Source organism: Aeromonas diversa CDC 2478-85, assembly GCF_000819805.1.
Classification (GTDB): Bacteria; Pseudomonadota; Gammaproteobacteria; order Enterobacterales; family Aeromonadaceae; genus Aeromonas; species Aeromonas diversa.
The window spans coordinates 1-12,597 of the sequence record NZ_CDCE01000022.1; the positions used below are offsets into that span (position 1 = coordinate 1).

Below are 12,597 nucleotides of genomic sequence, written 5' to 3' on the forward strand. Positions count from 1 at the left end.
GTGAATACCATCTCCATACAGTTAGGGCACTTCCGGCTTGGAGCAGTCAGTGACTGGCCACTTGTCGCCGACCCCCTCGAAGTTCAGCACTGTCCCTTCCCCGATTTCCGATGAAGCATCCGCCGGCCGAGTTTGATGCCGCTGGCGTCGGAGATCGTGCGCCCCTCGTTCTCGCTAAAGTGACCATCCAGGATGCTTCCAAGCCAAAGGTAGGCACGGTATTGATCCCCCTCCAATCCGCCGAGGGTCAGAGCCAACGTCAGGGACGCCATCAGGGATGATGGCGTAGCCGCAGCCGGCACAGGGATGTGCCGTCTGCGGCGGCCCGTCCAACGTTGGTTCTGAACCGAGGACACTGGCGAAGCCAGCGGATTGGCGGGGGTAGCCTTTCTTTTGGTGACTTTTCTTTGGCCACGCAAAGAAAAGTCACTCGCCCAAGCCAGCAGGGCGGGCGAAACCTCGCTAACAAAAAGGAGCCATCGGCTCCTTTTCACATCACAGGCGGGTACGCGGCACCCTACAGCGCCTCAAGGCGGGCATACGCCGCCACCAGCCACTTGGCGCCGGCGTCGTCAAAGTGGATCTGCACCCGGCTCTGGGGGCCGACCCCCTCGAAGTTGAGCACAGTGCCTTCGCCAAACTTGGGATGGAGCACCCGCTGGCCCAGGTTAAAACCGCTCTGGGCGAAGCTCTGCTGCACCTCGTTCTGGCTGAAGCGGCCATATTGGGTGGGACGGCTGACCTGGGTGCGCAGGCGGATCTCCTCCAGGCATTCGGCGGGCATCTCGCGGATGAAGCGGCTCGGCTTGTGGAACATCTCGCGGCCGTAGATGCGGCGGCTCTCGGCATAGCAGAGGTAGAGCTTCTCCATGGCGCGGGTCATGCCCACGTAACAGAGGCGCCGCTCCTCCTCGAGGCGCCCGGCCTCTTCGGTGGTCTGCTGGCTCGGGAACATGCCCTCTTCCACCCCCACCATAAAGACCAGGGGGAACTCGAGCCCCTTGGCGCTGTGCAGCGTCATCAGCTGCACCGCGTCGGCGTGCTCGTCGGCCTGGCCCTCGCCAGCCTCGAGCGCCGCGTTGGCCAGGAAGGCCGAGAGATCGCTCATCTCGTCCGCCTCTTCGGGGCGGGTGAACTGGCGGCAGGCGGTCACCAGTTCGTCCAGGTTCTCCACCCGCGCCTGGGATTTCTCGCCCTTCTCGGCCAGGTACATGGCTTTGAGGCCCGAGTTCTGGATGGTGATGTCTGCCTGCTGGTGCAGGGGCAGCAGGCCCACCTGCTCTTCGAGGCCGTCGATGAGATCGACAAAACCGCGCACCGCGTTGCCGGCACGGCCCGAGAGCACCTTGTCTGCGAGCAGCTCGCGCGACGCCTGCCACAGGTTGAGGCCGCGATCCCGGGCGTGGCCACGGATGATGTCGAGGGTGCGATCGCCGATGCCGCGGGTCGGGGTGTTGACCACCCGCTCGAAGCTGGCGTCGTCGCCGCGGTTGTTGATAAGGCGCAGGTAGGCCAGCGCGTCCTTGATCTCCTGGCGCTCGAAGAAGCGCAGGCCACCGTAGATGCGATAGGGCATGGCGTCCTGCATCAGCGCCTCTTCCAAAATGCGGGACTGGGCGTTGGAGCGATAGAGGATGGCGCAGTCGGCCAGCATGCCCCCCTTGTCACGCCACTCTTTCAGGCGCCCCACCACGAAGCGGGCCTCGTCCACCTCGTTGAAGGCGGCGTAGAGTGAAATCGGCTCGCCCTCGGCCCCCTCGGTCCACAGCTCCTTGCCGAGGCGCTCGGCGTTGTTGGCGATGACGCAGTTGGCGGCCTTGAGGATGGTGGCGGTGGAGCGGTAGTTCTGCTCGAGACGGATGGTCTCGGCGCCCGGGTAGTCGGTCAGGAAGCGCTGGATATTCTCGATTTTGGCGCCGCGCCAGCCGTAGATAGACTGGTCGTCGTCGCCCACTATCATCACCTTGCCGGTGTCGCCGGCCAGCATGCGCAGCCAGGCGTACTGCACGCCGTTGGTGTCCTGGAATTCGTCCACCAGTATGTTCTGGAAGCGATCCCGGTAGTGCTCGAGGATGTGGGGGCGATGGAGCCACAGCTCGTGGGCACGCAGCAAGAGTTCGGCAAAGTCCACCAGGCCGGCGCGATCGCAGGTCTCCTGGTAGGTCTGGTAGATCTTCTGGTAGGTGCGGGTGACCGGGTCGCCGTAGAGATCGATGTCGCCGGGGCGCAGCCCCTCGTCTTTCTTGCGGTTGATGTACCCCATCACCTCGCGCGGGGCCCAATGCTTCTCGTCGAGGTTGAGCGCCTTGATGACCCGGCGGATCAGGCGGTACTGATCGTCCGAGTCGAGGATCTGGAAGTCCTGGGGCAGGCCGGCGTCCAGGTGGTGGGCGCGCAGCAGGCGGTGAGCGATGCCGTGGAAGGTGCCGATCCACATGCCGCGTTGATCGGTGCCAATCACCCGCTCGACCCGGCCGCGCATCTCGGCCGCCGCCTTGTTGGTGAAGGTCACCGCCAGGATGGAGAAGGGCGAGCAGCGCTCTACCTGCATCAGCCAGGCGATACGGTGCACCAGCACCCGGGTCTTGCCCGAGCCGGCCCCCGCCAGTACCAGCAGGTTGCCGCGCGGTGCCGCCACCGCATCCCGTTGCTTGTCGTTGAGGCCATCGAGCAGGCTTGAAACGTCCATCACCACTCCTGTTTATTTATACAGGCGGCGATTATACGGAAGTGGCGACCCGATGACCAACACCACGCGCACCTCTCGTTGAGAGGCGTCAGTCTACTCCAACAGCGCCCTCGCCCCCCTCCACTGCGCTGGCACATCCCTGTGCCCAAAGAGCGACAAGAGCCCGACCAGGCCACGCAAAGACGGCGAAATATTGGACCATAAGATGGCGCCGTCCACGGTGCGTTCCTTGGCATGAGGGGGCCAAGTCCGTATAGTGCTGGGCGTTAATCCATCAGGTTCCCCATTATGTTCCAAGACAATCCGCTGCTGGCTCAGCTCAAGCAACAAATCCGCGAGAATATCCCCAAGAAAGAGGGCGTGATCCGCGCCTCCGACCGGGGCTTCGGTTTCCTTGAGGTCGATGAGAAGACCAGCTACTTCGTGCCCCCTCCCTACATGAAGAAGGTGCTGCACGGTGACCGCGTGGTCGCCCTGATCCGCACCGAAAACGAGAAGGAGGTGGCCGAGCCGGATGAACTGCTGGAACCTTCCCTGACCCGTTTCGTCGCCCGCGTGAAGATGTTCCGTGACCGCCTCAACGTGGTGCCGGATCACCCCAACATGAAAGAGGCGATGAAGGCTCGCCCGAAGAAGGGGCTGGACGAGAAGGATTTCAAGGAAGGGGACTGGGTGGTGGCCACCCTCAAGCGTCATGCCCTCAATGACAACGGCTTCTTCGCCGAGATCACCCACAAGATCGCCGACAAGGAAGACCACAACGTGCCCTGGTGGGTAGTGCTGGCGCGCCACAACCTGGCCCAGATCGAGCCGGCCGACCTGCCCGAGTGGCAAGATCTGGAGGCGGATCTGCCGCGCCAGGATCTCACCGACGTCGCCTTCTTCACCATCGACGGCCCCAAGACCAAGGACATGGATGACGCCCTCGCCATCCGTGAGACCGAGCAAGGCTGGGAGCTGCTGGTCGCCATCGCCGACCCGACCGCCTTCGTGGCCGAAGGGAGCGAACTGGACAAGGAGGCCGCCCAGCGCGCCTTCACCGTCTACATGCCGGGTCGCAACGTGCCCATGATCCCGCGCACCCTTTCCGACGAGCTCTGCTCCCTGAAAGAGGGCGAGGAGCGCAACACCCTGTGCGCCCGCCTGACCATCCACAAGGATGGCCTGCTGGATGAGCAGACCGAGTTCTTCGCCGCCCGCATCCGCTCGCGCGCCCGTCTCAACTATGACGACGTTTCGGATCTCTTCGAGCACGACAAGCCGCTGGACGTGGACGCCGCCGTGCTGGCCCAGCTACCGCTGATGAAGGCCATGACAGAGGCGCGCATCAATTGGCGTACCGAGCACGCCCTGGTGTTCCCGGACCGTCCCGACTACGACTTCGAGCTGGGTGATAACGGCGCCGTGCTGGCCATCCACGTGTCACCGCGCCGCCTCGCCAACCGCATGGTGGAAGAGTCGATGATCGCCGCCAACATCTGCGCCGGCCGCGTGCTGGGCAAGACAGTCGGCTACGGCATCTTCAACGTCCACACCGGCTTTGACGAGGACTCCCTCGACGGCGCCATCGAGCTGCTCAAGAGCGCCGAGGCCCCGTTCGAGAAGGAAGAGATCGCCAGCCTCTCCGGTTTCTGCGCCCTGCGCCGCTGGATCGACGGCCTCGACACCCGCTGGCTGGACGGCAAGATCCGCCGCTTCCAGAGCTATGCCCTGATGTCGGCCGAGCCGGGTGCCCACTACGGCCTGGGTCTGGATGCCTACGCCACCTGGACCTCGCCGATCCGTAAATACGGTGACATGGTCAACCATCGCCTGCTCAAAGCCGTCATCGCCGGCCAGCAACCGGGCGCACGCCCGAGCGAGGAGCTGACCCAGCACCTGACCGACTGCCGCCGCCTGCACCGCATGGTGGAACGCGACATCGCCGACTGGCTCTATGCCCGCTTCCTGGCCCCCCTAGTCGCCACCGACACTGTGTTCGAGGGCGAGATCATCGACGTGATGCGTGCCGGCCTCAAGGTGCGTCTGCGCGAGAACGGCGCCGTCGCCTTCGTGCCGGCCAAGCTGATCCTCGACAACAAGGATCGCCTGGAGTGCAACTGGGACAGCGGCCGTGTCTTCCTCGACAAGGAGCCGATCATGGAGCTGGGCCAGACCCTCGCCGTGAAGCTGGCCGAGGTGGTGGAAGAGACCCGCTCTGTGGTCGCCAAGCCCGCCGTGGCCATAGTACCGGGCCCGCTGCCCGAGGCGCCGGCCGCCGACACCCCGGCTGCCGAGTAATGCCCCCGAGAGCCCGGCCTGCGCCGGGCTCTCTGTTTTATGCCGCCCCTCCTTGCTGGCCTGCGGCCGACGCCTCAGGGCGCTCTAGTTCCTGTCACCGACACCTTTCTGTTCCCCCCAGGCCACCATCTCTCTCGCCCTGACACTCCCCCCAAATGGTCTTTCCCCTTCTTCGGTATAAGGCGCTACTCTTGGGCAATCCTGAGTGAACGAACGTTCGCTCTCTATTCTGTTCACGCCCCCTCTTGCAGGGTGGGGCCGTGGAAGGCGGCGACCAAGAGGGGCAGTACGATGGCAACCGAGACGGGTGAGGAGAAGGTCAAAGCCGCGCGGCGAGCGCGTATCGTCGAGGCGGCGCTCGCCTGCTTCGTCGAGAAGGGGTTTCATCAGACCGGCATGCGGGAGATCGCCGCCACCGCCGGGGTGAGCCTTGGCAACCTCTACAACCACTTTCCGGGCAAGGAGGCGCTGATCGCCCTGATCGCCTCGCTCGAGGCCGAGGAGCTGGCCCCCATGCTCGGGGCGCTGGCCCAGGGACCGGCGCGCCCGGCCCTGACCCGCTTCGCCCACGACTACCTGGCTTGGGCACGCCAGCCCGACAACCTCTTGCTCGGCACCGAGATCCTGGCCGAGCTGACCCGTCGCACCGAGCTGGCCGCCCCGTTTGCCACCCACCAGAGGCAGCTGGAGCAGGCGCTGGCCGACGCCATCGCCCGCGGCCGTCAGGAGGGCACGGTGCGCGGCGGCGCCGAGCCCCACTTGCTGGCCCGCTGGCTGATCGACGCCATCGAGGGACAGGCACTGCGCGCAGCCCTCGGCATGGAGGAGGGCGAGCTCGATGCGCTACTCATTCACCTGTTGGGAGAGATGTCATGAAGACACGACTGGAGGGGCTGGATCTCGCCCGGGCGCTGGCCCTGTGCGGCATGGTGCTGGTGAACTTTCGACTCGCCATGGGGGCGACCACGGGCCCAGGCTGGCTGCTCGACGCCCTGACCGCGCTGGAAGGGCGCTCGGCCGCCATCTTCGTGATGCTGGCGGGGATTGGGCTCGGACTCGGCACCCGACGCCTGCCGTTTGGAGACGCCGCCGCCCACACGGTCCGGCGCGGCCTGTTCCTGCTCGCGCTCGGCCTGCTCAACGTGCTGATCTTCCCGGCCGATATCATTCACTACTACGGGGTCTACTTTCTGATCGCCGCCCTCTGCCTGCGCCTGCCTTCGTCTCTGCTGCTGGTGCTGGCGCTCGGGCTGGCGGATCTCTTCGTCACCCTGCTGTTCGTACTCGACTATCAGGCGGGGTGGCATTGGGAAGATCTCAGCTACTCCGGCTTCTGGCAGCCCACCGGGTTTGTGCGCAACCTGCTGTTCAACGGCTGGCACCCCGTGGTGCCCTGGCTCGCCTTCCTGCTGGTCGGACTCATGCTCAGCCGCCAGCCCCTCGGGGAGCGGCGCATTCAGTGGCGTCTGGTGTTGGGAGGCGCAGCCACTGCCCTGCTCGCCAAGGGAAGCTCACTGGCACTGTCGGCCCTGTTCCCGGCCTGGACCTCCCTGTTTGCCCTCGCTCCCCTGCCCCCCCTGCCCCTCTATCTGCTGTTTGCCGGCGGCATCGCCTGCGCCCTGATCGGCGGCTGCCTGCTGCTGATGGGATGTGCCCGCCCACCGGCCTTGCTGGCCGCCCTGCTGCCCATGGGGCGCCAGACCCTCACCCTGTATATGGCGCACATTCTGATCGGCATGGGGATCCTCGAGGAGATGGGGTGGCTGGAGGGGCAAGGGCTGTGGCAGATGCTGCTGGCAGCCGAGCTCTATCTGGTGGCGGCGGGACTGTTCGCGGCCCGCTGGGAGGCACGCTTTGGGCGCGGCCCCCTCGAGAGCCTGATGCGCCACCTGTGCGATGCCAGACCCGAGCCCAGGGCAGCCTGAGTCAACCAGGCTGCACCAGTCGCTCCAGCAGGGCCTGAACCGGGGCACTGCTCTCCTCTCCCAGCAGCCACTGTTTCTGATGGGGGGAGAGCGGCAGCATCTCGAGCCAGCGCTGGGCCACCCAGCAGCCATCCTCCCAGTGGGGCTCTCGATAGAGGGCGCCGTATTCCGGGTAGTCGTCAAACACCTCTATGAGTTTCTCCACCAGGGGGGTGAAGGCCGGCGACACCGACACCGATGGCCAAGGGGGAAGTGCCGCCACCTCACCCCAGCGCAGGCCATCTGCCTCCTGGCGCACCTCACCGACCCGCACCCGCTCTACCCCGCGCACCGTGATGCCGAGCAGGCCATCGCCCAGCAGGTCGAAGTCGACGATCTCGACCCGGGTGCCGATGGGTAACATGTTGCGCACCGCCTGCTGCGCCTGGGGATCTAGCATGCAAAGCACGAAGCCCCGGGCCGATGCCAGTGAGACCAGACGCTGGTAACGGGGCTCGAAGATGCGCATCGGCATGATGCCACCGGGTAGCAGGTGAGCGTTGAGGGGAAAGAGAGGTAGCTCCATCAGAGACTCCGACGTCGACACAGGTCCAGCGCGATCCACTGTCACTATTATAAAAGAAAGGCGAAATCTAACTGTTAAACCGTTTGGATATGCAGTAAAAATGGATAAGCACCACTTATCCGAAATATCCTGCGGACGAGGGTGCCCCTTACCAGTGAAGATGCCTGCTCGCGCCCTCTCCACCCCGCCCGTGTGGTGGTTTTCTCGGCCCGTTACGGGTAAAATTCACGCCTTTAAACTCAAGTCACGTTTCGACGCATAACCATTGGTGGTCAGTTATGAAAGAGCATATTCATCATCTACTTGAACAGACGGTTGCCAACCTGAAATCCGCCGGCATGCTGCCGGTCGAGCTGGAGGCCCGCATTCAAGTCGATCGATGCAAGGACAAGGCTCACGGCGACCTGGCCACCAACCTGGCGATGCTGCTGGCCAAGCCGGCTGGCAAGAATCCCCGTGAGCTGGCCGCCGCCATCATCGAGCACCTGCCTGCCTCCAGCCAGGTGGCCAAGGTCGAGATCGCCGGTCCCGGCTTCATCAACTTCTTCTTCGACAAGGCCTGGCTGGCCGGTCAAATCGACGCGATCAACGCCAGCGCCAACGCCAACGTGAAGTTGCCGGCGCCCCAGCGTGTGGTGGTCGACTACTCGGCACCGAACGTGGCCAAGGAGATGGCAGTACACCACATCCGCAGCACAGTGCTCGGTGACGTGGCGGTGCGCGCCCTGGAGTTCCTCGGTCACGACGTGATCCGTGCCAACCACATCGGTGACTGGGGCACCCAGTTCGGCATGCTGATCGCGTATCTGGAGAAGATGGAGAACGAGCACGCCTCCGACATGGAACTGCGCGACCTGGAAGCCTTCTACACCCAGGCCAAGCGTTTCTATGACGAAGACGAGGCCTTTGCCGAGCGCGCCCGCGCCTATGTGGTGAAGCTGCAGGGCGGGGACGAGTACTGCCGCACCATGTGGAAGAAGCTGGTCGACATGACCATGGAGCAGAACCAGCGCAACTACGATCGCCTGAACGTCTCCCTGACCAACAAGGACATCATGGGCGAGTCCATGTACAACGACATGCTCCCCGCCATCGCAGAGGATCTGAAGGCCCGCGGCCTGGCGGTCGAGGATGACGGAGCCCTGGTGGTCTATCTGGACGAGTTCAAGAACAAGGATGGCGAGTCCATGGGCGTCATCATCCAGAAGCGTGACGGTGGCTTCCTCTACACCACCACCGACATCGCCTGCGCCAAGTACCGTGTCGAATCCCTCAAGGCGGATCGCGTCATGTACTTCATCGACTCCCGTCAGCACCAGCACCTGATGCAGGCCTGGACCATCACTCGCAAGGCAGGCTATGTGCCCGAGTCTGTGCCCCTCGAGCACCACGCCTTCGGCATGATGCTGGGCAAGGATGGCCGTCCCTACAAGACCCGCTCCGGCGGCACCGTCAAGCTGGTCGACCTGCTAAACGAAGCCGAAGAGCGCGCCGCCGCCCTGCTCGACAGCCGCAGCAGCGACATCCAGGGTGAGGAGCGCGCCAAGGTGATCAACGCCATCGCCATGGGTGCGGTCAAGTATGCGGATCTCTCCAAGAACCGCACCACCGACTACGTGTTCGACTGGGATCTGATGCTGTCGTTTGAGGGCAACACCGCGCCCTACCTGCAATACGCCTACACCCGTATCCAGTCCATCTTCCGCAAGGCCGAGGTGGATCCGGCGACCCTCACCGGCACCATCACCCTGACCGAAGAGGCCGAAGAGACCCTGGCCCAGAAGCTGATCCAGTTCTCCGACGCGGTCAACGGCGTGGCCGACAAGGGCATGCCGCACCTGCTGTGCACCTACCTCTACGAGTTGTCCGGCAACTTCATGACCTTCTACGAAGCCTGCCCGATCAACAAGGACGGCGTCGACGAGGCGACTCGCCAGAGCCGTCTGCTGCTGTGCGCCGCCACCGCCAAGGTGCTGAAGCTGGGCCTCGACGTGCTGGGCATCCACACCCTGGAGCGCATGTAATCCATGGCGACACGGGATTATGTCGGCAGCGGCCCGAAGCGACGGGCCGGTGGACGTAACAGCAAACGGAGCGCCCCCAAACGCGGCTTTCCACTCATCCCGGCCCTGGTGGCCGGGATATTGCTGGCCGGCTTCGGCGGCTTCCTCTATGTGATCAATGGCAAGGGTGACGCTAGCCCCTCCATCGAGGAACAGGTGCGGGCCAACAAGCCCAAGGCCGACAAGCCGGGTCTGCCCCAGGAGAAGTGGAGCTACATGGAGCGGTTGGAGAACAAGCAGGTCGACATCGTCGAGCCGCCTCCCCAGCCGGGTGTGCTGCCTCCGCCGCCCGCCGAGACGGTCACGTTACAGCCCCCGCCTCTGCCCAAGCCGGTGCAGACGCAAGTCCCACAGCCCGGTACGCCCATCACTCAGCCTCAACCAGGCACCGCCGCCCCGGTGGCAACCGCCCAGGAGCAGGTGATAGACCGCAAGGCAGAGCGTGAGCAGATGGAACGCGAGCTGCGCGCCGAGTTGGAGCGGGAGCAGGCGGAGAAGGCCAAGACCACCGCCGACAGCGGACGCTATATGATGCAGTGTGCCGCCCTGCGATCTCAGGATGCGGCAGAGTCGCTCAAGGCCCGAATTGCCTTCACCGCCGGCCTGAGCTCCAGTCTGCAGACCGTCAACGGCGCCAGTGGCACCGTCTACAAGGTGGTGGTCGGCCCCTTCAACGGCAAGGCAGCCGCCGACGCGGCCAACAAGCGGTTGCAGGCCTCCGGCATCAGCGGCTGCATACCGCGCAAGCAGTGATCCCGAACAGCGACGCCGGCTCTGCCGGCGTTTTTTTACCTTGAAAACCCCCTTGCCCGCCCCCACCTCTCTTCCCATGCACAGTTGACCCCGCCTTCGGGGTCATGGCCCCAAGCGAGGTACAGCAAGTGACCACCATAGTTTCAGTTCGCCGCAACGGTCAGGTCGTCATCGGTGGCGATGGCCAGGTTTCCCTGGGTAACACCGTCATGAAGGGCAATGCCCGCAAGGTCCACCGCCTCTACAACGGCAAGGTATTGGCCGGCTTTGCCGGTGGTACCGCCGACGCCTTCACCCTGCTCGAACGCTTCGAGGCCAAGTTGCAGGCCCATCAGGGCAACCTGGAGCGCGCTGCCGTGGCGCTGGCCAAGGAGTGGCGCACCGATCGCGCCCTGCGTCGCCTCGAGGCCCTGCTGGCCGTGGCCGACGAGAACAAGTCCTTCATCATCACCGGCAATGGTGACGTGGTGCAGCCGGAGCACGATCTCATCGCCATCGGCTCGGGCGGCAATTTCGCCCAGTCTGCCGCCATCGCCCTGCTGGAGAACACCGATCTCGATGCCAAGAGTATCGTCGAGAAAGCCCTCAAGATCGCCGGCGACATCTGCGTCTTCACCAACCAGCACCACACAGTGGAAGTGCTGGACTACGAGCCGAAATAAGCGCTCCCCCATTCTGCGGGGCGGCGACGCCGCCCCCGACACAGGAATCCCATCATGTCCGAGATGACCCCGAGAGAAATCGTTCACGAGCTGGACCGTCACATCATCGGCCAGGCCGACGCCAAGCGTGCGGTGGCCGTGGCCCTGCGTAACCGCTGGCGCCGCATGCAGCTCGATCAAGAGATGCGCCACGAGGTGACCCCCAAGAATATCCTGATGATAGGCCCGACCGGTGTCGGCAAGACCGAGATCGCCCGCCGCCTGGCCAAACTGGCCAACGCCCCCTTCATCAAGGTCGAGGCCACCAAGTTCACCGAGGTGGGCTACGTGGGTAAGGAAGTGGACAGCATCATCCGCGATTTGACCGACGCCGCCATCAAGCTGGTGCGCGAGACCGAGGTCGAGAAGATGAAGTACCGCGCCGAAGAAGCCGCCGAAGAGCGCATCCTCGACGCCCTGCTGCCCAACCCACGCAACACCTGGGGGGAAGAGGAGAAGGCCGACAACTCCAACACCCGCCAGATCTTCCGCAAAAAGCTGCGCGAAGGGCAGCTCGACGACAAGGAGATCGAGCTGGAGCTCTCCGCCAGCCCCATGGGCGTGGAGATCATGACACCGCCGGGCATGGAAGAGATGGCCAACCAGCTGCAGGGGCTGTTCCAGAACCTGGGCCAGGGCCAGAAAAAGAAGCGCAAGCTCAAGGTCAAGGAGGCCCTCAAGGTCCTGACCGAGGAGGAGGCCACCAAGCTGGTCAATCCGGAAGAGCTCAAACAGAAGGCCATCGAGGTGGTGGAGAACAACGGCATCGTCTTCATCGACGAGATCGACAAGATCTGCAAGCGCGGTGAAGTCTCCGGCCCCGACGTCTCCCGCGAGGGGGTGCAGCGGGACCTGCTGCCGCTGATCGAGGGCTGCACCGTCAACACCAAGCACGGCATGGTCAAGACCGACCACATCCTGTTCATCGCCTCCGGCGCCTTCCAGGTGGCCCGCCCGTCCGACCTCATCCCCGAGTTGCAGGGCCGTCTTCCGATCCGGGTCGAGCTGGGCGCGCTGACCACCGAGGACTTCGAGCGCATACTGACCGAGCCGAACGCATCCCTGACCGATCAGTACCAGGCCCTGATGGCCACCGAGGGCGTCACCATCGCCTTCACCCAGGACGGCATCCGCCGCTTGGCCGAGGCCGCCTGGCAGGTCAACGAGCGCACCGAAAATATCGGCGCCCGCCGACTGCACACAGTGATGGAGCGCCTGATGGAAGACATCTCCTTTGATGCTTCCGAGAAATCGGGCCAGACCTTCACCATCGACGCCGACTACGTCAACACCCACCTCGGCAAGCTGATTGAAGACGAGGATCTGAGCCGCTTTATCCTGTAAATTCAGTTTTTTACCAACATCAAAACGCCTCCCGATGGGAGGCGTTTTTTTATTCCCTTATGGCGATAACATCCCGAGAGGAACAGTAGGCGTGAAGCCTACAGCAAGGCCTCGAGCATGGTGCCGAGCAATCGGGGCATGGTCACCCTGGCGCGCAAGGTTGGGTTCAAGGTAGAGGTGTCGATGGAGGATAACCTGGTGAGCATGGTACTGCCGCTCGGCGTGAACACGCCGTGAGGCGCGGATGGATAACCAAAGCCTGCCGAACTCGCGGTAG

The 12,597-nt window shown here is 64.2% G+C and carries 9 protein-coding genes; 7 read left to right on the plus strand and 2 right to left on the minus strand.

Annotated features, from left to right (window positions below):
- Positions 1–517 precede the first annotated feature (517 nt).
- Positions 518–2,689: a DNA helicase II gene (gene uvrD / locus BN1121_RS08020; protein ID WP_005362267.1), complete on the minus strand. Its 2,172-nt coding sequence runs from the start codon at positions 2,687–2,689 to the stop codon at positions 518–520.
- A gap of 288 nt (positions 2,690–2,977) precedes the next feature.
- Between uvrD and BN1121_RS08025 the strand changes: the two genes are divergently transcribed.
- The 3 genes from BN1121_RS08025 (at position 2,978) to BN1121_RS08035 (ending at position 6,894) form a co-directional block, all read left to right on the plus strand.
- Complete coding sequence (locus BN1121_RS08025; RefSeq protein ID WP_005362266.1) at positions 2,978–4,969, plus strand: exoribonuclease II; 1,992 nt, start codon at positions 2,978–2,980, stop codon at positions 4,967–4,969.
- 291 nt (positions 4,970–5,260) lie between these two features.
- Positions 5,261–5,845, plus strand: a complete 585-nt coding sequence (locus BN1121_RS08030) for a TetR/AcrR family transcriptional regulator (protein ID WP_005362263.1) — start codon at positions 5,261–5,263, stop codon at positions 5,843–5,845.
- Positions 5,842–6,894: a heparan-alpha-glucosaminide N-acetyltransferase domain-containing protein gene (locus BN1121_RS08035; protein ID WP_005362261.1), complete on the plus strand. Its 1,053-nt coding sequence runs from the start codon at positions 5,842–5,844 to the stop codon at positions 6,892–6,894. Before BN1121_RS08030 ends, BN1121_RS08035 begins: the two co-directional genes overlap by 4 nt.
- Before the next feature lies 1 nt (position 6,895).
- On the opposite strand, the gene BN1121_RS08040 is transcribed toward BN1121_RS08035, so the two are convergent.
- Positions 6,896–7,459, minus strand: coding sequence for an LON peptidase substrate-binding domain-containing protein (locus BN1121_RS08040; protein WP_005362260.1), 564 nt, complete (start codon positions 7,457–7,459; stop codon positions 6,896–6,898).
- A gap of 278 nt (positions 7,460–7,737) precedes the next feature.
- Between BN1121_RS08040 and argS the strand changes: the two genes are divergently transcribed.
- The 4 genes from argS to hslU all read left to right on the plus strand — a co-directional run bounded on the left by argS (position 7,738) and on the right by hslU (position 12,320).
- Complete coding sequence (gene argS / locus BN1121_RS08045) at positions 7,738–9,483, plus strand: arginine--tRNA ligase (protein ID WP_005362258.1); 1,746 nt, start codon at positions 7,738–7,740, stop codon at positions 9,481–9,483.
- A 3-nt stretch (positions 9,484–9,486) separates the two neighbouring features.
- Positions 9,487–10,275, plus strand: a complete 789-nt coding sequence (locus BN1121_RS08050; protein WP_005362256.1) for an SPOR domain-containing protein — start codon at positions 9,487–9,489, stop codon at positions 10,273–10,275.
- A gap of 128 nt (positions 10,276–10,403) precedes the next feature.
- On the plus strand, positions 10,404–10,937 hold the full coding sequence (gene hslV / locus BN1121_RS08055) for an ATP-dependent protease subunit HslV (protein WP_005362255.1): 534 nt from the start codon (positions 10,404–10,406) through the stop codon (positions 10,935–10,937).
- A gap of 54 nt (positions 10,938–10,991) precedes the next feature.
- The gene (hslU, locus tag BN1121_RS08060; protein WP_005362253.1) at positions 10,992–12,320 is read left to right on the plus strand and encodes an ATP-dependent protease ATPase subunit HslU; all 1,329 of its coding nucleotides are present in this window, start codon (positions 10,992–10,994) and stop codon (positions 12,318–12,320) included.
- The last annotated feature ends 277 nt before the right edge of the window (positions 12,321–12,597 follow it).